This is a genomic window from Streptomyces racemochromogenes (assembly GCF_044129415.1).
In the GTDB taxonomy this organism is placed as follows: Bacteria; Actinomycetota; Actinomycetes; order Streptomycetales; family Streptomycetaceae; genus Streptomyces; species Streptomyces racemochromogenes_A.
In genome coordinates, this window is sequence record NZ_JBBDHD010000041.1 from 1 (window position 1) to 20679 (window position 20679).

Sequence of the window (20679 nt, forward strand, 5' to 3'; positions counted from 1 at the left end):
TTTTGTTTTATAGGCGCCGCGGGCGGGGGGCCCGCCGGGTGGGGGGGGGGGGGCGCGCCGCCCGCGGGGGGGGGGGGGGGGGGGGGGGGCGCCCCCCCAGGGCCGGCCCTTCGGGCCGGGGTCCTCCGCTTCGCTTCGGACTGTGGGGTTCCGTTCGGACTAGTGGGGTTCCGCTTGGCTTCACCCAGTCTCTCCTGAGCGCTGCGCGCTCAGGAGAGACTGCCCTCGCTGCGCTCGGGCGAGGGCGCCTCCGCTTCGCTCCAGGGCAGTGAACTGCCTCGCTGCGCTCGGCGGAGCCCGGCTGGGCCGGGCTAGAGCCGGCCCTTTCGGGCCGGGAGTCCTCCGCTTCGCTCCGGACTGGTTCGGGCCTCCCCTTCGCTCCACCCGAACGGCCCGCTACGTAGGCCTCGGTGACCCCGTTGCACGGGGGACGGTCTGCCCGGCTCAGGTCGCGGTATCGATCGAACGCATCGCGGGCGTCTGGGACGAACTCCTGCTGCCGTACCAGGGACTCAAGCTCTGCCTCGGTGAGCCAATCGTGCCAGGCGACTTCCTGGATATTCGGCCGGACGGATGCCGTGATGACGACCTCGTGCAGTCCGAGCCAGTAGGGGCTGATTGCCCCAGCACACAGAAATTTGAGCACGAAGCGCGGGGTAGCCTGAACGCCTAGTTCCTCCGCCAGTTCCCGCGCTGCAGCCTCCTCGTACGATTCGCCGACATCAGCGGCACCGCCAAGCATCCAGTTGTACTGACCCGGAAAACGGGACGAATCGTCAGGGCGGCGATGAACAAGGAACCGTCCGTCTTCGTCGCGGCACACGATCGTGGCGATGCGATGAGGCCAGCCCTGACGAATCGCTTCAGCTCGATCAACCACCCCCAGCACCTGGTCCTGCTCGTCGACGCGCTCAACCAGTTCACCCATGGGCCACACAATGCCAGGGGATGCTCGCGGCGAAGCCGGCCGGGTCCTCACGCCTTGCCCCGCCGGTGCGGCCAAGACAAGGGGGCTGACAACCCACTGCAGCCCATCTCGGAGCGGCGCCGTCCCAGGGCACCCACATTCGAGCAGAGCCGGAGGCAGGTGCCTCCTGAAGTGGTGAACATCTGCTGTCCGTTCTCGTGGACAAAGCCATCCGCCCTGCCGAGCAGCAGCTCGACAGGGCGCCATGGCAGACATGACCCGAACATGACCCCGAATGAACCCAACAGCGTCCCGCCGTTGGGCACGCAGTTGAGAGCGGGTCAAGGGAGCGGGCAGCCTGAGAGGTAGTGGGTGTGGCGGGGTTAGCTGGTAATCGACGGGTAGGAGACGATGTCCTCTTCGACGCTGTGGGAGCAGGGGTACAGGCGCGCCTCGGCACCCTGAGAGAGGCCGCCCCATGAGTTGATGCAGTTGGTGGAGGCGACACGCGGCTGAAGCTGCCGGCCGTTGCCCGCGTAGACGAAGTTGAACTGGGTGTCGCCTGCGGAGCCGCTGGCGCAGGGGTAGAGGCGCATGTGGTTGCCAGTGACGTCGCCGCCCTCCCAGTTGTTCACGCACAGGAGGCGGCCCTGGGGGTCGTAGGTTTGGGCTGCCTGGATCTCGAAGTGGGTGGCGTCCTTCGTCCGCAGCCACCACTGCTGAGCGGAAGTGCCGTTACAGCCCCAGACCTGGACCTTCTGACCGGAAACGAAGTTACCGCCGGAGACGTCGAGGCAGTAGCCGCCGTTGAACCGGATCTCTCCCGCGCCGTATCCGGCATGGGCGGTTCCGGCGCCGAGCGTGATGGCGAGCAGCGGAGCCGCGGCGACAGCGGCGATCTTGGCTATACGGTTGCGCACAGTGAGTTCCCCCTATGATCAACATCGATTTTTGATGTTGATCATAGGGGGAACTCACTGCCGAGCCGACCGGGCCCATGATGCGCGCGGCCCAGTGGGACGTGTCGCCCTCGGAACGGAGCCCGGCCTCAACGCCCGCTGACGGGGCGCTTGGTGAAGTCTTCACGTTTGTCGGGAAGTCGGACCTCGGCAGTACACGACATGCCCGTACTCCCACGACGATGATCACGGACGGCGTCAGCCCTACCCGTCCACCTGCTCCACCCCCTGCACCACACCACCGCACCCGCCTGCGGGGCATAAATCCTCCGCACACCGCTGGCTCTGCATCAAAATTGCACCCAGATAGACCCTGGGCCCAGGGTTGGTGTCCAGGCAGGCATCGGCCCAGACGGCCACTGTCGCGGATCAACGCAACTGCGCAGCACTCAACCACTGTGCAGCCATACCCAGAGCTGGAGACTCCGCAGGCCCCACGCCCGCGCGCCCCGGACTCTGCGCAGATTCAGTGAGTCAGCACAGCTTCGGCCCGCTCAGCCAACCTCGACAGAGCGAGAACACGGCCGGCGGCGGCAAGGTCCTCTGGCTCTGTTCACGAGTTGCGACAGCACTCCTTGACGATTTCGGGAGGCACTTGGGCCGCGACGGCCGTCGAACGGTTCGCGAGATTCGACAGCACCCTGCGGGCCTCGGCTGTCCCGGATGGTTTAGCGCGGCAGGCCGATGGCGCGGGAGATGACGGTGTCGAAGGTGCGGTCGGGCAGGAGGCGGCGCAGGGCGATGAGGGGGTGGGCGCCGAAGCCGCTCGCGTAGCGGGTCTTGGGGCGGCGGGCGGTGACGGCCTTGGCGATGGCGTCGGCGATGACGGACGGCGGGGAGTTGCGGTTGGTGTTGGCCTCGGAGCGCAGGGAGGAGGCGACGGCGGCGGCTTGGGTGGCGTAGGCGCCGCTGGTGGAGGACTTCTCCAGCTTGTCGGCGGCGATGGCGCCCCATTCGGTGGCGATGCCGCCGGGTTCGATGACGACGACGTCGATGCCGAAGGGCTTGGCCTCCAGGCGCAGACAGTCGCTGAGGGCTTCGAGGGCGAACTTGGTGCCGTGGTACCAGCCGCCGAGCGGGGTGTGGATCTTGCCGCCGATGGAGGTGACGTTGACGACGGTGCCGGAGCGCTGGGTGCGCATGTGGGGCAGGACGAGCTGGGTCAGGCGGATCGCACCGAAGACATTGACCTCGAACTGGTAGCGGCCCTCGTCCAGGGGGACGTCTTCGAGGGCGCCGTAGGAGCCGTAGCCGGCGTTGTTGACGAGCACGTCGATCCGGCCGGTCTCCGCGATGATCTTGTCGATGCCGGTCTGCATGGAGGCGTCGTGGGTGACGTCCATTGCGAGAGGGCGGATGCCGCGGTCGGCGAGCGTGGCCAGGCGGGCGGTGCGGCGGGCGGCCCCGTAGACGGTGTAGCCGAGCTCGTGGAGCTTGAGGGCGGTGGCCTCGCCGATGCCGGAGGAGGCACCGGTGACGAGGGCGGTCTTTGCGGGCATGGCGGCAGTCCTCACAGGTAAAATGAACTGTGGTTCACCATCTATCCTGAACCTTGGTTCATCTTGATGCAAGTGAAAGGGCAGGCGAGTTCCATGACCCAGGCCAGGGCGCCGCGCGCCGACGCAGTCCGCAACCGGCGGAAGATCCTTACCGCCGCCGGCGAGCAGATCACCCAGCACGGCCCTGAGGTCGGCATGGACGAGATAGCAGCCGCTGCGGGCGTGGCCGTCGGCACCCTGTACCGGCACTTCCCCACCAAGACGGACCTGGTCGCCGCCGTCGTTGCCGAGTGCGTCGCCCGCGTCGCCGACGACGCCGAAGCTGTCCTCGCCCGCGTCGCCGACGGAGCCCGGGCCGCGGACGAGCTGACCGCTTTCCTCGGCCGCGTCATCGAGCAGTCCGTCACCGACCGCGCCGTGAAGGCGGCCGCCCAGACGCTGGGCGCGGAGCCGGGGGACCACGTCGACGAGGACCGCGGCAGCAACGCCGTCGCCGCAGTCATCCGGGCCGGCCAGTCCGACGGCGACATCCATCCCGACGTCACCGTCAGTGACATCTACCTGCTGTTCTCCACCGCGCCCACCGACCAACCGCCCGCGGCCCGGGGCCGCTGGCTCGCCCTGGTCCTCCCGGGGCTGACCACCGGAGCCCGGCCGGTGGGCAACCGGTGCTGAGCAGACCCCGGTACCGCATCAGGCCGTGCTGTCGCTTCTCGTGAACATCGAACTCGATCGGTTCATGGTGCTGTTCAAAGTCGCGTACATCCGCTGTCGCAACTCATGAACGAAGCCACGCGGGCGTCCGCGTTCACCGGTCCCGGACGCCAGAAGCAAGGAAGTACGTATTCGCTGGTCAAAAGTTCCGGGCGGCTGGGAAGGGAGAACGCCGTCTCCGGCCGCAACGGACAAGTGCCGGGAGACATGGGTGGTCGACACTCAGCCGGCTGGAGGGTTTTCGCAGGTCGGCAGTGTCGGGAGTCGACGTCGGCAAACGGCGGTCGCCAGCAATTCCTACTCGCGGGTTACTTGTTTCCTGGTGTCGGGTGGGAGTCCGCGGAGCGAGGTGGGCGGGCCGGGCGTTGAATTGCAGGGCTGACCGGGTGGGCGTCACCCTGGTGGCGAGGGCAGGTGCTGATGTGCACACCAGCGACGAGGTCTACCACCGGGTGCTCTGGGACCCGCGCTTCGACCCCGAGCAGTTCGTCATGGGGATCGCCGAGCGCGGCGCCCCGCCGAAGCGGGTCCTGCTCGGCGACTTCGTGCCGGGCGGGGAGATCCCCTGGCACCGGGTGGTGTTCTTCGAGGTGGGCGGCCAGGTCGTCTGGGACCGCGCCTCCGGCGTCGACCGGCTCGACGAGGGTCTCGTCGAGCCGGTCGGTCCCGTGCCGGCCCCGGCCCCTGCCTCCGGCGATGTCCTCGCCGTCCCGTCGACGAACCGCACCGCGGTCGCCTGGCTGCCGCCGGCGGAGTTGTGGCCGCCGATCCAGCACATTCGCCGCGAACACGACCGGCAGATCCGCCGCTGGCCGCCGCACGTCAACGTGCTTTTCGGTTTCGTCCCGGAGGCCGAGTTCCCCCGGGCCCTGCCGCTGGTCTCCGCGGCGCTCGCTGAGACGCCGCCGTTCGCTGCCCTCATGGCGGGCGTCCACTGGTTCGGACACCGCGAGGACGCCACTGTCTGGCTCGACCCGGCTGCCGCCGACCACGAGCCCTGGGAGCGGCTGCGGGAGTCCCTGGAGCTCCGCTTCCCGCTCTGCGGATCGCACCCGCACGGCTTCACCCCTCACCTGTCCCTCGGCCGTACCCCGAACCCGCGCTCCCTCGCCTGCAAGGCGGAGACCCTCTTCGGCCCCATGACGGCGCGGGTCGACGAGCTCGTCCTGCTGTCCCGGCGCGGCGACGAGCCGATGCGGGTCCGGGCCCGCGTCCTGCTCGGCAGCGGCGACGTACGTCTGTGAATGCGCAGGCTGGTGGCAGCCAATCTCCCGGCACTTCGTCACCCCGGGGCAGCAGTCTGGTCACCCCGTGACAGCCGAGATCCGAAGCGGTGGTGGTGGCAGCGTGCAGAAGTGCCGCCAGGCCGATGAACGCCCGTGCGGCAGGACACCCTCGCCGGCGCTCCGGTGCAGTAGAGGGCACGGTGCTCGGCGAGGGTGAGGGCGGAGCCGCTGAAGCCGCGTGGCTGCGGGGCCTCCATGCCCGCGGCGGGGTCGTGCAGCACCGGGCTCGTCCGGTGGGGAGTGCGCGAAGAACTGGCGTAGGCCGGCCAGTACAGGAAGCCCGGCGAGCCGGGTTCCGGGCCAGGAACGCTTCAAGGTCGCCTGCGTTTACGCCTGCCCAGGTGGTGTGGCCCTTCGCGTGGGGTGGAGGGCCAGGTCCCGGGCGGTGTCGAGACGGATCTCGATGGTCTTGAGCTGGTTCGGTCGCGGCCCGAGGCGCTCGGCATTCTCCCGGCGGGCCACCAGCACCTCCGCGAAACCGCGTGCGGCGGGGCGCAGCGGGGTGGGGACGGCCGCGATTCGGCGCTCCCGGCGGGCCTCGGCCCGCATGCTCTGGATGTCTGCGGGGGCGTCGAGGAGGTCGTGGGTGAACGATGCCAGCCCCCGGGGATCGGGAACACGGGCTGTCGCATCTCTGAGGCCGCGGCGCAGCCGCGCGCTGGCTGTGCCCGGCGGGGGCGGACAGGGTCAGCCTCGCGCCGCCCTCTTCGTCCACCGCGCGGCCAGGGCCACACAGCGCAGGCCGCCGCCGGGATGGCTGTCCATCAGCGGGCTCACCTCGTCGCCGTGGTCGGGGCACCAGGCGACTGGTTCGACCCCGCCGCAGTCGAGCCGGCGGCAGACGCACTTCTCGCCGAGCGCCGTGTGCGTCCTCCCCTGTTGGACCACCCCGCCCGCCCAGCGCTCCGAGGCACCCCGCAGCCGGGCCGGCCAGGCCAGGCCAGGCCAGGCCAGGCCAGGCCAGGCCAGGGTCAGCCGAACCCGAACGGGACCGTCGACCCGTACGCCGATCTTGTCGTGGGCCAGAAGCCAGGCCACAACGGCGCGGCTATCGAACTGCGGATGCACCTCCGTACCCGCCACCGGCACGGGGAAATCGGGGTGACGGCGCCGCCGGTTCACCACCGCTGCCCGACCCACCCCCGCGAGCCAACAACAACCGATCCCCTCCCGGCGCGACCGGTTCAAGGGCGGCGAGCGGAGAGCGGCGGTCGTCGCGCAGAATGGGCACGCAGGACGGTCAGGCGGGGCATAGGCAGAGCCGCCGTCCATGCCGAGGCTGCCTCCCACTGCGGCGGGCGGCCGTGCGGGGGGTGGGCGGGTTTGCCCAGGGCGAAGAGCAGCCGGCCAGGGCGGTGTCGCTTCGTCCCCGGCGCGGGGTGCAGGGTGATGCGGCCGGCGTGTGGGGCGTGGGCAGGGTTTCCGCCGCCGCTTTCGGCAGGCGATGGGGGTCAGCCCCTCGACCTACCGCCGTCGGTTCGGGCCCTGACCGGTGGCCCTGTGCCGGCGATCCCCGCGGCGTATGTGATCTCCTCGGCGCCGGCGTAGGTGGTTGCGCGACCGGGTCAGATGAGGCCGTTGTCCTTGGCGTAGAGCGCGGCCTGGGTGCGGTCGCGCAGGCCCAGCCGGCTCAGCACACGGGAGATGTGGTTCTTGACGGTTCCCTCGCTGAGATAGAGGCGGGAGGCGATCTCCTTGTTCGTGGCACCCGCCGCGATGAGGCGCAGGACCTCCGTCTCGCGGGGCGTGAGCAGGTCGGGCGCCGGGAGCCCGGCGGCCAGGTTGGCAATCACCGTCTGGTCGAACTGGGCCACCCCCGCGTGGGCGAGTCGTACGGCCCGCGCCAGCTCGGCGGCGGGGAGGTTCTTGAGCAGGTAGCCCACCGCTCCGGCCCGCAGTGCCTGGGTGACGTACTCGTCGTCGTCGAAGGTCGTCAGCATCACGATCTTGCATGCGGGCAGGCTGCGGCGGAGCATCCGGGTGGCGGCCACGCCGTCGATCCCGGGCATCCGGATGTCCATCAGCACCACGTCGGGGCCGCGGGCCGGGGCGGTATCGGTCGCCTCGGCGCCGTCGCGCGCGCTGCCCACCACCTCGATGCCCGGCTGGATGCCGAGGAGGGCGGTGATGCCCTCTCGTACGAGGTCCTGGTCGTCGACGACGAAGACCCGCACGGGCGCGTCCGCGTTCCCGGCTACCTGCATGTTTCCGACCCCGTTCGAGTTCGCTTCCTCGTTCTCGTTCTCGATCACCACGGGACCCCGACCGTGAGGACCGTGCCGCCAGGCGCACTGTCGATGGCCACCGTTCCCTCGGCGAGGCGGACCCTCTCGCGCAGTCCTGTCAGTCCGAACCCCTCCTCGGCGGCGTCGAATCCGCTGCCGTTGTCGACCACCCGGAGGCGGGCTCCGCGCTTGTCGTAGGTGAGGTGAACCGCGATCTCAGTGGCGCCGGAATGCCGGCATGCGTTGGTCAGCCCCTCCTGCGCGGCCCGGTACAGCACCAGCAGCGGCCTGCGCTCGACGCCCGACATCTCAAGGGTGATGCGGCGGCTCCCGCCGTCCAGGTGGTGGACGAGGTCGGCGAGCGCGCGGGAGAGGCCGGCCGGTTCGGACTCCGACTCGGGGCCCAGGGTGCGAACGGAGGCCCGCACCTCGTCCAGGGCGCGGTTCGCCGACCAGCGGGCATGCGACACCGCCTGCGCCGAAGCCTGCGGATCGAGCGAGGCGAACGCCTCGGCCTTCTCCAACTGGATCCCGATCGCGGTCAGATGGTGGCCGAGGCTGTCGTGGATCTCGCGGGCCAGCCGGTTGCGTTCGCGGGCCGCGGACAGGTCGGCGACCTGGGCGAGGGTGCCCTCCAGTCGGGCGCGGGCCTGCTGCTCGCGGACGGCCACCGCGGCCATCGCGAGGGCCAAAACGACGCCCAGGGCGAACATCAGCAGGTCCGAGATGTACTCGGCCCGCACGTGCCAGTGCGGAACCGACAGGGTGAACGCCCCCGCCAGCGTCACCACGCAGCCGACACCGAGTCCGACGGCGACGGCGGATCCGTACGCGAAGAACCCCAGGAACGGCACGAGCACGAACAGCACGCGCGAAAGCCCCGACGCGTCGACGGCCGTCACCGCGCAGAGCAGCAGCGCCCGGAGCACGAACACTGCGCCCGCCGGGACCCGCCGGCCCCGCCACCGCCGCCGATCCAGCCCCCAGTCACGCCCGTCCAGCGCGATCAGGACACCGAGCAGGGCAACGAATACTGCGGTCCCGGCCCCCGGGCCCGGACCGATCACGGCGTAGTAGACACCCCCGAGCAGCACGGCGCCGTACAGGACGCCGGGTATCCAGGGAACGGGCCGTGACATCGGGTCTCCTCAAGGACTCGTGAGGCTCGAAGGCCTTCCTGCCCGCAGCGTACGCGGCCGCCGCCGCGATCCCGCAGCTGCTCGGAGAACCGGTGCAGGTTTGGCCAAAGGTCATGTGACCTCCGGCCACAGCCGATCCGTCCATCTCACACTTACCCCCGGTGACCTGCGATTCCTAGGTTTCGAGGCATCACATTCCCGACCGAGAAGAGGGCGTCTTGCTCCGCCACCTCGCCATCACGCCGCTGCTGCTCGCCACCTCCCTGAGCGTTCCGCTGGGAGGCGTCGACCAGGGGGACCGCTGCTCCGGCGTCCGGGTCCCGGGAGCCGAGTACTCGGTCTCCAGTTGCCTCACCGACCTGACGACGGCAGGAACCACCCTCACCGGGCACACCGACGACAAGGACTGGAAGGGACTGGTGGCGGAGAGCGCGGTCCTGCCGTCCGGGGTCCCCGGGGTCCAGGTCGACGGCTACTTCCCCGACACCTCCACCACCAACACCAACCACGGCTGGAACCACGACAGCCAGTTCGTCATCCGGCTGCCCAAGAACTGGAACGGCGGGCTCGTCGTTGCAGGCCCGCCCGGGACCCGTGAGCAATACGCCAACGACCCGATCATCAGTGACCAGGTGCTCGCCAAGGGCTACGCCTACGCCGCGACCGACAAGGGCAACACCGGCGACGAGCTCTACAAGGACGGCGACCGCCCCGGCGACGCCATCATGGAGTGGCATCGCCGGGTGGCGGAACTCACCGTGGCGGCGAAGAAGGTCGCCCGGCAGCACTACGGGCGCTCGCCCCGTGTCACGTACGCCGCCGGGCTCTCCGCCGGTGGGTACCTGGTCCGCTGGCAGCTGGAGCACTACCCCGAGCTCTACACGGGCGGTATCGACTGGAACGCCCTCGTCTTCACAAAGGACGGCGGCCTGCTGGCCACGCTCCCGCCGGCGCTGCGGGCCTACCCCCGCCTGGCCAAGGGCGACCAGTCAGCGCACGAGGAGATCATCGCAGCGGGCTACCCGGAGGGCTCCGAGAGGCAGTGGCGCTACCACTACGACAACCAGTGGGACCTGCTGCAGCGCACCATCCGCGAGGAGGTCGACCCCGACTACGACGGTTCTCAGCAGGGCGGCACCCCGTTCTGCCCGCCGGGCACCGCGCCCGGCTGCGACACCGACTACGACTTCGCCTCGCGCCCGCAGTCGGTGCACCGGGCGGTCGAGCGGATCTCGTTGACCGGGAACATCAAGCGCCCGCTGATCAGCATCCAGGGCACGCTCGACGCGCTGACCCCGCCGGCCACCTTCGGTGACGTGTACGACCGGATGGTCACCGACGCGGGGAAGGCGCCCCTCCACCGCTACGTCCACGTCCCCGGAGGTACCCACACCGACGGACTGGTGAGGATCGACAAGGAGTACAAGCCGATGCTGCCGTCCTTCGTCGCGGCGTTCAACGAGCTGGAGGCCTGGGCGCGGCCGACCACCCGCTCATAGCCCAGCCTCGGCAGTCGACGGCCCGACCCCTTCCACCTCCGCGGCGGGGCCGGGCCGTCCCGCGTCCTTCCCACGCCCGCAACCGCGTCACGCCCTCGGTGACGGCCTGGCCAGCCAGATAGGTAGGCTCTGTCGCTATTTCGGGGGCGCGCGAGTGTCTTCTGCGTGGACAGTGCCTGTTTTCGAACCACCCCCTCCACACCAACACCACACCGGTAAGCACGAAGGGCGCGCGGGTCGTCAACAGGCGCGCCCATGACAGCCGGCCATCCCGCGAGGGGCGTCTGATGGCAGCAACTCGGCCACCGCATGACAGCCGCGATCAGCACCGCTGAACAGCATGAGCAGGCAAAGCCCTCCCGCCCTCGCTGACGCCCAATCGATGCCACCGCCGCACCCATTGACACCGTCCCCACCCTGGACCTCGTCGCCCAGACCGCCCAGGCGCGGCGACTGGAAGGCCACCGGGTTCCGGTGATCGCCGTCTGCTCGCTGGAGAACGACCCCGTCCTGGGCGAGCCGGGCGTGCGCACCACCACCCACCCGATCCGGCTCGCCCTGTGGGCCGCGTCCGGGCCGGTCGTCGTGTTCGCCACGTAGGCCTCCCTCGTGGATCGGGAGGACATCGACGCGCCCGAGGGCCAGCGGAAGGTCCGCGGGCCGCTGGAGGCCGCACTGGCAGGCGGGGAGCGCCTCTACGGGCATAAGATCGCGGGCTTCGACCTCGCCATCGTCGGCGAGGCCGAAGGCACCGCCGACGACCTCGGACGACCGTGGGTCGCCATCCACGACAACACCCGGGTCCCGGCCGACTCCGGCTCTACCTCACCGCCGCCCCGCGCATCCTCGCTATGGCCCGGCCGCAGAAGGGCGCCGGCGGCCAGGAGGCCGAGATCGCGAGCATGGCCGACGACCCGGACGAACGTACGGGTCGCGGCCGGCCGATTTGAGGCGCTCGGAAGCGAAGGGGTGGGGGATCCTCGCCGGGTTCGAAATCGGCGTTCGAGAGGCCCCCCCGTCCTGGGCGAGTCCGAGGAAGCACAGCGAGGCCGACGCCTGGCACTCCTTCAGGCCCCACTCCTGCAGCATGCCGCGGCCTACAACCTGCGCACGGTCGCGAAACTGGATTGGGGTGGCAGCGATCCCTTGAGAAGAACCCGGCATGCCCGCACCTGCCGCAGAAGAACTCCTCGCATCCATCGGCGGGCTGTCCCCCGGTGAAGCGGAGCCGGAGCCGGAGCCGGACAGGGACAGGCAGAACCCGGCGGCGCCGATCAGCGCCACCCAGACCGCGCGGACCGCCGGGCCCCGGTAGGCCCGCGGATCCGCCGCCTGCGACCGCCTCCCCGGCTCGGCGCCACGGCCCGGTCAGCCCGTGGCCAGCCGCCATAGCGGGGGGACGTGCCGCTCCGGGCCGGCCGTGCGCAGCCCGGCGAGCAGGGTGTCGGTCTCCGTGGCGGTCAGGTCGAGCTCCTCGGTGATCCGGCGGGTGGTGGCGTACGCGATCCCCTGCGCGAGGGTGTCGCGTTCCCAGGCGGCGAAGCGGTCCAGGAGTGCGGCGGGGGTCCGGTCCGGGCGGTGGGGGGCGGGCGGGGCGGCGTTGGCTGCGCGGCGGCGTTCCCGGGCGATCTCCGAGAAGCCGCAGACCGCGCGGGAGACCGCCTCGGCGTGCTCCAGGCTGGAGCAGCCGGCGAGCGCCCGGGCGAGCGGGCTGAGGGCGAGCACGCGCTCCAGGGTGAGCCGGTGGACCTGGCGGGCCGTGTCGTCGAGGAGTACGGGCCGCGGCGCGTCCCGGGTGCCGCAGACCCCTCGTACCCCGCGGGCGGCCGCGACCAGCAGGGCGCTCGCCTCGGAGGGGTGCCAGTCGAAGACGCGGGAGACGGACTCGGTGTGGGCGGCGTCGAGGGTGAGGGCGGGCGCGCCGAGCCGGGGCAGCAGGTCGAGCAGGGGCACCTCGTTGTCGAGGCCGGGGCCGGCGACGTACACGGTGGTGGGCAGGCCGGTCTCGGCGCAGGCGGCGACGGCCAGGGCGTCGCCGAGCGGGCTGCGCAGGGTGGGCTCGTCGCCGCGGGCGACGATGTCGCCGCCCACGTCCACGAGGTCGATCCGGTCGGCCCGGCACCAGCGGGCGGCCGCCGCGATCTGGCGGGCCAGGCCGAGCGTGCCGCCGTAGGGGTCGAGCAGCCCGAGCCGCGGCCGCAGGGCGCCGGACAGCCGCGGGAGCAAGGAGCCGGCCGGGGCGCGCGGCGTGGTGGCGGGGGTGATCAGGGCCAGGCCGGGGGCGGCGGGTTCGGTGCCGGTGAAGTCGGGGGCGCGGCGGGGTCCCGGTACGGGGTCGACGACCAGGCGCTCCCAGGCGTAGGTGAGGACGAGCGCGGGGGTGTCCGCCCCGTGGAGGGCGGCGTGGACGATGGCCGCCGTGATGGGGTCGCCGCCGCCGCCGGCGGCGATGAGAAGTCGCTTCATACGGGAAACGGAACCCCAGCCAGGGACGGAATGGGCCGTTCCACCAAAAAGTGCATATGAAGCTCTACACGGTGAAACCCATTTTATGGGAATTGCACTACAGAAATGAGGTCGGGGCGGAGCCTAGGGTGACGGAACGTCACGAACAGTGATCTGGCCGGTTTTTGAAAGAGAGTCAATTTCCGTCATGACCAAGTCTGTTCCGCTCCCCACGCCCACCGTCCCCGGCCGCGCGGCCGAGACCGGCGGCGAGCCCCGCACCCCGTACGAGCAGTACGTGTACGCCTACCCGCACCAGAAGGCGTACCGCCTGCTCGACGACGGACCGCTGCTCTCCGAGCTGTGGTCGAAGGAGCGCCTCGACGCCCTCTCCCTCTACGTGCACGTCCCCTTCTGCGAGATGCGCTGCGGGTTCTGCAACCTCTTCACCCGCACCGGCGCCCCCGAGGAGGTCACCGGAGCGTTCCTCGGCACCCTGGAGCGGCAGGCCCGCGTCACCCGGGAGGCGCTGGAGGCCAAGGGCGAGCCCGTCCGGTTCACCCTCGCCGCGTTCGGTGGGGGCACCCCGACCTACCTGACGGCAGACGAGCTCACCCGGCTCTGCGACATCAGCGAGAAGGTCATGGGCGCCGACCTGAAGGCGGCGTCCTGGTCGGTGGAGACCTCCCCCGCGACCGCCACCGCCGACCGGATCGCCGTGCTCGCCGAGCGCGGGGCGACCCGGGTGAGCATCGGCGTGCAGAGCTTCATCGACGAGGAGGCCCGGGCGGCCGTGCGGCCGCAGAAGCGCGAGGAAGTGGAGGCCTCGCTCGCCCGGCTGAAGGAGGCGGCCTTCCCCGTCCTCAACATCGACCTCATCTACGGCATAGACGGCCAGACCGAGCGCACCTTCAAGGTCTCCCTCGACGCCGCACTCGCCTGGGAGCCGGAGGAGGTCTACCTCTACCCGCTGTACGTGCGCCCGCTCACCGGGCTGAGCTCCCGGCACGCCAAGACCCTGGAGGAGTGGAACGACCAACGGCTGCGGCTCTACCGCTACGGCCGCGACCACCTGCTCTCCTCAGGGTACGAGCAGACCTCCATGCGGGTGTTCCGGCGGATCGGCACCGCCGCCGTGGACGACGCCGACGGCAGCAGCATCAGCGAGTACAACCAGCAGGCGGGCATGGTCGGACTGGGCGTCGGCGCCCGCTCGTTCACCACCGGCCTGCACTACACCACCGACTACGCGGTGGCGGTGCCGGAGGTGCGGCGCATCATCGACGACTACATCGCCACCCCGACCGAGCGCTTCCGCCGCGCCCAGTGGGCGTTCCGGATGGACGAGGGCGAGCGGCGCCGGATGTACGTGCTCCAGCACCTGCTGGAATCCACTGGCCTGCACCCGGCAGCCTACGAGGAGGTGTTCGCCACCCGCTTCGAGGACGACTTCGGCCCCCAGCTCGCCACCCTGCTGGAGCGGCGCTGGCTACGGGAGCGGGGCGGGGCACTGGCACTGACCCTGGAGGGCATGGCCTGGTCCGACGCGGTCGGTCCGATGTTCTTCTCAGACCGCGTGCACGAGAACATGCGCGCCTATCAGGACCGCTAGCCGCGCCCTGGGGAGTGCCCGCCTAGGGTCTCCGGCTCGCCGGTTCGGGCTCGGTGTGCGGGGCCGGACCGGGCGAGGGCCGGAGGCGGCGCTCGGGGAGGGACACCAGGACCAGCCCGAGCAGCAGCAGCGCCGCCCCGGCAGCGGCGGACGGCCCGGGTCGTTCGCCCAGCACCGCCACCCCGAGCACCGTCGCGACCAGGGGCTCGGTCAGGCTCAGCGTCCCCGTCGTGGCCGCGCTGAGCCGGCCGACGCCCCGGGTGAACAGCAGGTACCCGAGGGCGGTGGTGCCCAGGCCGAGCCAGCCGATCAGGGCGGCCGAGCGGACGGCGGCCAGGCCTTCGGGTGCCACCAGCAGGTACGGGGAGACCAGCAGCCCCGCGCACAGCACGCTGACCGGGGCCGCGGCGCCGAGGTCCCCGCCGCGCGCCCCCAGTTCCTTCGTCGCGGCGATGTACACGCCGAAGCTCGCCCCCGCCACGACCCCGAACAGCACGCCCGGCAGGTCGGCGGTCGCCCCGCTGCCGGGCAGCAGCAGCAGGGCGATCCCGAGGACAGCGCAGGCGGTCCCGGCCAGCCAGCGGGGTGTCAGCCGCTCGCCCGACAGGACCCGGGCGGACAGGCCGCCGACGACGGGCACGGTCCCGAAGGCGACGGCGGTCGCCAGGGCGGCCCCGCAGCGTTCGACGGCCTGGAGGAAGCAGACCTGGAAGGCGGCCGTCACCAGCACGCTCAGCCCGAGCCACCCCCGCACGCCGGGCCGCCGCAGCGTGCGCAGCCCGGCCGGGCGGACCGTCAACAGGCTGAGCGCCAGTCCGCCGAGCAGCATCCGGCAGGCCCCGAGCGCCACGGGGTGCACCCCGGTGTTCGCCCAGAGCTGGGCCGGGCCCACCGTCCCCCACAGCACCGCCGCCACCAGCACGGACGCCACCGCTCCCATGACTACCCCCTCCACCACGTTCGGTCGTGGTGAAGCTATCGGGGCGCGGCCGGGCAGACCTAGTGGCCGAAACCATGAGATTTCGTCCAAAAGCACGGCCCTGTCCGTGCCTTCGCACCAACCCGTCAGGCGGCGGGCGCGGGGCGGCCGAGCAGCAGCACGGGGGGGGAGAGAGCGGTGCTTCGGCACCGCAGGCGGCCGCGCGCTGGTATGCCAGGTACTCGCCCATCACGCCGCGGCCTGGATTGGTGCAGGGCCAGGTGTCTGCTGCTCAGCAAAGCCTCGCTGGAGCGGTCGCGGGGTGCGCGGCGGGCGGGTGCGGCGGTGCCGGTCCTACGTGCGCGCGTGAGGCACCGTCCCGTTCCGCTGGTGGTCCGTCGGTGCTTCGACGCTACGGACGGCGCGGGCCGGGCCTCAACAAGGTTGCGGATAGTTGCGCGGATTCACTCCAAGGCGTCGGCGGCGGCCCGGATAGGCGTGTGGGCGGCGTCGCCGTGGACGGCCGTCTGCGCCAGGCCCTTGCAGGCTTTGGCGTAGTCGGCGAGTTCGCGGGGCTGGCGGTCGTTGATGTCGGAAGTGAGGGTTTCCACCACGGTGTGCCGGTCGTCGTAGAGGTAGAACGCCTCCAGCGGCCACACCGTGCGCGGGGCGCCGAGAGGGATGATGCCCAGGGAGACCGATGCCAGCGGCATCACGGTGAGCAGATGCTGGAGCCGGCCGGCCGCCGTCGTTGTGGGCGTGCCGATCCGGGTGCGCAGCACCCGTTCCTCGATGCGGACGACGAAGCGGTGGTCGCCCTCGTAGAGGAAGCGGGAGCGGGCAAGGCGTGCGGCGACGGCCTCGGGGATGTGATCGGGGGTGCCCTGGAAGTCGGTGATGGAGCGCATCAGTGCTTCGGCGCAGTCGGCGGACTGGAAGAAGGCCGGCGGCAACTCCGTGCTGGATTACCCCGCCAGCCAGACGGTCCGAGGCCGCGGCCCGCAGCCGGGCCGGCCATTCCACCCGCACCCGCAGGCCCCCCGACGCCGAACGGAACCGTTCGGGGAGCCGGGCCCCGCCGAGCACCGCAAGCGGTCCCGTACCGGGCGCGATCAGCCGGGACACGGTGGCCGCGAGCGTTCCGGTGGTCAGGGCGGCCAGGGTGCCGGCGTCCTCGTCGGCAGTCCGTGTCGGCCGCGTCCTCGGTCTGGATGAGGTGCGGGTCAGCGAGGCGGAACCGGCGCGCGGCGCCGTCGCCCCCGCGCCACCACCAGCGATCCGACGGTTGGCCCCACAGGTACGCCGAACTTGTCGTGATCGAGTAACCAGGCTACGACGGCGCGGCCGTCGAACTGCGGGTGCACGTCCGTGCCTGCCACCGGAGTTGCTCAAGGCATCGTGGCTGTGAACGTAGGAGGCCAGTGGAGGCTCGTGATCCGTGCTCTGGCACGCTGTCCCGGTGGACGCTCTCATCGGTACTCAAGCACCTCGCCAGCGGCTGACTGATCCGGCCTCGACGGTCGCGGCTCTGGAGCAGGCCGTCCCAGGCCTCGCCCTCCTTCGGCGTACGGCTCCAGCCGGAATCGACTGGGCGACGGTCGAGGAGTGCCTGACCACGGAGCTGCCCTCCGACTACAAGCTGCTTGCCGACAGCTACCCGTCCCTGACCTTCGGGGACTTCCTTTGCGTCGGCTTCCCGAACCGCGGGCAGGAGCAGGCTTGGTCAGAGGACCCCGAAGATCTTGAGATCCTCGCTGAGTGGTGTGCGGACGCGGAGATGGCCATTCCTCTGCACCCCTTTCCTGTCCCTGGGGGCCTGCTGCCCTGGGCCACGTCGAACCAGGGTGACTACTTCCTCTGGAACACCACAGGGTCTGGTCCCGACGAGTGGACTGTCACCGTGGCCTCACGCAACGGCGGCTGGTGGCACTACACGGGAGGCGCGGTGCAGTTCCTCGCCGACCTGATCAGCGGCGCTTTGGAACTGTGGGAGCTGCCGTCGGTACAGCCTCAGGTCGAGGCCTACTGAGCGAACGACGGCTCCACGACTCGCTCGTGTTCACCATGTCGTCGCACACGAAGGGAGCCCGGCACCGGAGACCATTACGTCCCGTGTGCAACGGGAGTGTCGCCGTCGGCCCCGCTTCATCACCACGCTGAGAGTCGTCTGACACCCCCGCGAGGGAAACGAACACTGGGGGGGTCGGCGCCGACTGGTGCCGACCCCCGAGAGGCGCGTTCGCCCGGGGCGTGCCGGGCCGGTCAGCCGGTCGCCGCAGCCGGCCCCTGACCGAAGGGCGGGACATCATCCACGGACACGTCCAGACTGATTCGCTGGAACCTCAGTGCGTTGACGGAAAACGCACAGGTCAACCGCCCGGTCTGTGCTGACCTCCGCCACCAGGTCCGGGCGGACGAGCACCACGTCCCGGGCGTCACGGCTTCCCCAGGCCGAGGCGAACCGCACGCCCTCGAAGGGGTGGCCGGGGTCGGCCGCGGTGATGTGCTCGCCGCCTGGCGGGAGATGTCCGGGCGCAGTCGTACGGTCCGGCCGGCGGCACGCAGCCGGCCGTTCTGGTCGTGGCGGTCGAGAACGAGGAGGCCGGGGCGGGCCGTCAGGGTGCCGGTGACGGCGGCGATGGGTCGATCGCTGGCACGCCACCTCCACGCTCACCCCGGGCGTCCGCGGCGCCATGCGCTCCGCCCTCCTCAGGGTGGGCCGGTGGATGGCCGCGGAACTGCCCGACACTGCTGACCCGACATACTGGACGAGGCAGACCTGCGCGACCTGGATCGCAGCCGTGGACCGGATGAGGGTCGGTGACTACGTTCAGCGGACGGCCGGCCTGGGAGACCGTCTCGGCAAGCCGCTCGAAGCGGCGACCAAGGCCGCGCAGATCACCGCGCTGCGGACGTTTTTCAGGGACTGTCAGGAAGGGGAGTGGCTGCCCCGCGGCTTCGACCCACTGCGCGCGCCGGCGATCCCTCGCAGCATCACGGCCCTCCTTGGCCCCGACCCGCGGGTGATCGCCGATGAGGTCTGGGCGAAGCTTCTGTGGGCGGGTTTGAACCTGGAAGCTGCAGATCTTCCACAGTCCCAGGCTGGGCAGTTGGCTGGGCAGTTCTACCCCTTCGAACTGGTCCGCGCGGTCACACTGACCTGGTTGTTCTCCGGTCAACGCAGCAACGAGATCGCCCGATTGAGGGTCGGCTGCATCCGTTGGCAGCACGACGGCACCCCCATCACCGGTGACTCCCAGCAGGTCCTGGCCCGCGACACCGTCTGTCTCCTCGACGTCCCCCCACAAGACCGGCACAGCATTCACCAAGTCGGTCGACCCGATCCTCGGCCAGGCCGTCGATGCCTGGCAGGCCATCCGCCCGGATCAGCCGAAGTTCACCGACCGCCGCACCGGCGAGTGCGTCGACCTGTTGTTCGCCATCCGGGCCCGTCGCGTCTCCACGCACTACGTCAACAACACGATCATCCCAATGCTCTGCCGTAAGGCCGGAGCCCCGGACACCGACGTCCGCGGGAACATCACCAGCCACCGAGCCCGGTCCACCGTCGCCAGCCGGCTCTACAACGCCAAGGAACCGATGACGCTGTTCGAACTGCAGGCCTGGCTCGGACACCGATCACCGCAATCCACCCAGTACTACGCGAAGATCACTCCGAACACCCTGTCCAAAGCGTCTTCCGAGGCGGGCTACTTCGAGCGGAACGTCCGCACGATCGAGGTCCTGGTCGACCGCGACGCGGTCGCTTCCGGCGACGCGGCGGCGGGTGATCCTTGGCAGCACTACGACCTCGGCCACGGCTACTGCACCTACACCTTCTTCGAGCAGTGCCAGGACCGCATGGCGTGCGCCAAGTGTGACTTCTACACCCCGAAGGACTCCACCAAGAGTCAGATCCTGGAGGCCAAAGGCAATCTTCAGCGCATGCTCGTCACCATCCCACTGACCGACGACGAACGCCAGGCCGTCGATGACGGCCAGACCAGCCCGACGCCCCGCCAGATCGGAATACCCCCAAACGCCGCGTTGCTTCCTCTCGTCGAGGTCCGACGCAGCGCGCCGTCGGGAAGTACCAAAGGGCCGAACGCACCCGGAGTGCATCGGCGAAAGGAGGAATCGTGACACCTGGCCCCGACACGCATGACTTGGCCAGCATCTATCCCGAACTCGGTCGGAACGAAACGCTCCAGAGCATCCTGCAGACGGCCGTTCACCAGGCTGGACACGGGCTGGACGTGCTCCCCGAGCGCCCGCCAGGCTGGTGGCGATCCGGAGCCCGCGTAGATGGTGACAGTCGGACGACAAACGTTCTCCTCGGCATCGCAGAGCGCGCCTTCATCGTGAACTTCTGGGAACGCGGCGTCATGATGGCCAAGGGCACAACGACCAGCTTGGACGCCGTCGTGTCGGCCATCGGCGCTTGGCAGTCCGGTGCCACCTTGGCACGTCTGAGGTCCACCTGCCCGTTCGTCGACTACAGTCCGCTCGCCGAAGCCCACGAGCGTGGTGACGCAGTCGAAGCCCAATGGACGAGCTATCGGCACACCACAGCACGCCACGTGGACCATGGACTCATCGAGGCTGCATACGCCCAGCCACAGCTGCGAGCCCTGTTCCCCTTCCACAGCCACCAGGCGCTGAGCTTCAGCCGCTGCACCGGATTCCCCTACACCCACGACGTTCCAGTGATCACTCCCGTGGACGGGAAGTACCGCGTCACCTGGTGGAGGACCCGCTCGCCGCACGGACCGGCTGACATCGGAGAGACTGACAATCCGCGTGACGCTGTTGCCCTGGTCCTCGTCCACCTTCCCACCAACTGTGGGCCAGCAGTCGCCGGCACTGCCAATGATCTTGACAAATCAGATTCCACACAATGATCCGGTTCACGTGGCCTTCGACGACTCCAGCGTTCCAGGGCAGCGTCATACCGGCGATGACGGCGTCGCGGTCTCGGTCGATGCCGGTCGCAAGAGTGTCGAGGCTGGGCAGGTCGTCCTGACGGACGGCGTCGAGCCACTGCGGGAGCCGTTCACCCTCGCGTTCGGCAAGCATGCGGGCGAAGGACCGGACGCGACCGGTCAGGGCATCGGGTTCGGGGCAGTTGGCCAGGACGGCCTTGAGCCGGCGCTGATCGTTCTCGGTCAGTGTCTCGAATCGGCTGAGGAACGACGCCGGGTCGGTCGTCGGGGGCCAGGGCTGCGACGACCGCTTCGAGTTCGCGTTCGCCCTCGGCCTCCTCCTCGACGGGATCGAACGCCTCCACGCGCAGGGCTGGAGCTCTCAGGCGCGGTGACGGCTGTGGCACGAGACCGTCAACACCGCAGCCGACAGCGGGGCCCAGGCGACCAGGGCAGTCGAGGAATCCGAGGACGGTGGCGGCGCGCGGGGTCGTCTTCGGGTGCGGCAGCCTCGATGCCCCGCCGCCGCTGCGATGGTCGCGCACGGCGGCGG

Annotated in this window: 15 protein-coding genes and 3 pseudogenes; 8 read left to right on the forward strand and 10 right to left on the reverse strand. The window is 70.5% G+C overall.

The window, feature by feature from the left end; translation table 11 throughout:
- Positions 1-445: 445 nt before the first annotated feature.
- The 3 genes and pseudogenes from WDV06_RS17620 to WDV06_RS17630 form a co-directional block, all read right to left on the reverse strand.
- A pseudogene (locus WDV06_RS17620) lies at positions 446-928 on the reverse strand (NUDIX hydrolase); the annotation flags it as partial.
- A 362-nt stretch (positions 929-1290) separates the two neighbouring features.
- Positions 1291-1827 (reverse strand): RICIN domain-containing protein, encoded by a 537-nt coding sequence (locus WDV06_RS17625; RefSeq protein WP_395510707.1) that lies wholly within the window; start codon positions 1825-1827, stop codon positions 1291-1293.
- Positions 1828-2534: 707 nt separating this feature from the next.
- On the reverse strand, positions 2535-3365 hold the full coding sequence (locus tag WDV06_RS17630; protein ID WP_395510708.1) for an oxidoreductase: 831 nt from the start codon (positions 3363-3365) through the stop codon (positions 2535-2537).
- A 93-nt stretch (positions 3366-3458) separates the two neighbouring features.
- On the opposite strand from WDV06_RS17630, the gene WDV06_RS17635 reads away from it, so the two are divergent.
- Both WDV06_RS17635 and WDV06_RS17640 read left to right on the forward strand, forming a co-directional pair.
- Complete coding sequence (locus WDV06_RS17635; RefSeq protein ID WP_395510709.1) at positions 3459-4040, forward strand: TetR/AcrR family transcriptional regulator; 582 nt, start codon at positions 3459-3461, stop codon at positions 4038-4040.
- Between the two features lie 461 nt (positions 4041-4501).
- Positions 4502-5323, forward strand: a complete 822-nt coding sequence (locus WDV06_RS17640; protein ID WP_395510710.1) for an RNA repair domain-containing protein — start codon at positions 4502-4504, stop codon at positions 5321-5323.
- Between the two features lie 369 nt (positions 5324-5692).
- On the opposite strand, the gene WDV06_RS17645 is transcribed toward WDV06_RS17640, so the two are convergent.
- From WDV06_RS17645 to WDV06_RS17660, 4 genes are all read right to left on the reverse strand, one after another.
- On the reverse strand, positions 5693-5914 hold the full coding sequence (locus WDV06_RS17645) for a hypothetical protein (RefSeq protein ID WP_395510711.1): 222 nt from the start codon (positions 5912-5914) through the stop codon (positions 5693-5695).
- Positions 5915-6052: 138 nt separating this feature from the next.
- On the reverse strand, positions 6053-6403 hold the full coding sequence (locus WDV06_RS17650) for a hypothetical protein (protein WP_395510712.1): 351 nt from the start codon (positions 6401-6403) through the stop codon (positions 6053-6055).
- Between the two features lie 527 nt (positions 6404-6930).
- A complete protein-coding gene (locus WDV06_RS17655; protein ID WP_395510740.1) occupies positions 6931-7569 on the reverse strand; it encodes a response regulator transcription factor in 639 nt (212 codons plus the stop codon).
- 44 nt (positions 7570-7613) lie between these two features.
- Complete coding sequence (locus WDV06_RS17660) at positions 7614-8729, reverse strand: sensor histidine kinase (RefSeq protein ID WP_395510713.1); 1116 nt, start codon at positions 8727-8729, stop codon at positions 7614-7616.
- 218 nt (positions 8730-8947) lie between these two features.
- Between WDV06_RS17660 and WDV06_RS17665 the strand changes: the two genes are divergently transcribed.
- Together WDV06_RS17665 and WDV06_RS17670 are read left to right on the forward strand one after the other, a co-directional pair.
- Entirely contained in the window at positions 8948-10228 is a 1281-nt protein-coding gene (locus WDV06_RS17665; RefSeq protein ID WP_395510714.1) for a tannase/feruloyl esterase family alpha/beta hydrolase, read from the forward strand.
- Positions 10229-10633: 405 nt separating this feature from the next.
- Positions 10634-11344 (forward strand): annotated as a pseudogene (locus tag WDV06_RS17670) (DEAD/DEAH box helicase); the annotation flags it as partial.
- A 252-nt stretch (positions 11345-11596) separates the two neighbouring features.
- On the opposite strand, the gene WDV06_RS17675 reads toward WDV06_RS17670, so the two are convergent.
- The gene (locus tag WDV06_RS17675; RefSeq protein WP_395510715.1) at positions 11597-12694 is read right to left on the reverse strand and encodes a DUF1152 domain-containing protein; all 1098 of its coding nucleotides are present in this window, start codon (positions 12692-12694) and stop codon (positions 11597-11599) included.
- 187 nt (positions 12695-12881) lie between these two features.
- Between WDV06_RS17675 and WDV06_RS17680 the strand changes: the two genes are divergently transcribed.
- Positions 12882-14285 carry an STM4012 family radical SAM protein gene (locus WDV06_RS17680; RefSeq protein ID WP_395510716.1) on the forward strand — a complete coding sequence of 468 codons (1404 nt, stop codon included), beginning with the start codon at positions 12882-12884 and terminating at the stop codon, positions 14283-14285.
- A gap of 22 nt (positions 14286-14307) precedes the next feature.
- On the opposite strand, the gene WDV06_RS17685 is transcribed toward WDV06_RS17680, so the two are convergent.
- Positions 14308-15225, reverse strand: coding sequence for a DMT family transporter (locus WDV06_RS17685; protein WP_395510717.1), 918 nt, complete (start codon positions 15223-15225; stop codon positions 14308-14310).
- A gap of 443 nt (positions 15226-15668) precedes the next feature.
- Positions 15669-16163, reverse strand: a pseudogene (locus WDV06_RS17690) (Scr1 family TA system antitoxin-like transcriptional regulator); the annotation flags it as partial.
- 500 nt (positions 16164-16663) lie between these two features.
- On the opposite strand from WDV06_RS17690, the gene WDV06_RS17695 reads away from it, so the two are divergent.
- The 3 genes from WDV06_RS17695 to WDV06_RS17705 all read left to right on the forward strand — a co-directional run bounded on the left by WDV06_RS17695 (position 16664) and on the right by WDV06_RS17705 (position 20105).
- A complete protein-coding gene (locus tag WDV06_RS17695; protein WP_395510718.1) occupies positions 16664-17233 on the forward strand; it encodes an SMI1/KNR4 family protein in 570 nt (189 codons plus the stop codon).
- A gap of 1220 nt (positions 17234-18453) precedes the next feature.
- A complete protein-coding gene (locus WDV06_RS17700; RefSeq protein ID WP_395510719.1) occupies positions 18454-19347 on the forward strand; it encodes a tyrosine-type recombinase/integrase in 894 nt (297 codons plus the stop codon).
- Entirely contained in the window at positions 19344-20105 is a 762-nt protein-coding gene (locus tag WDV06_RS17705) for a DUF6193 family natural product biosynthesis protein (RefSeq protein ID WP_395510720.1), read from the forward strand. Before WDV06_RS17700 ends, WDV06_RS17705 begins: the two co-directional genes overlap by 4 nt.
- The last annotated feature ends 574 nt before the right edge of the window (positions 20106-20679 follow it).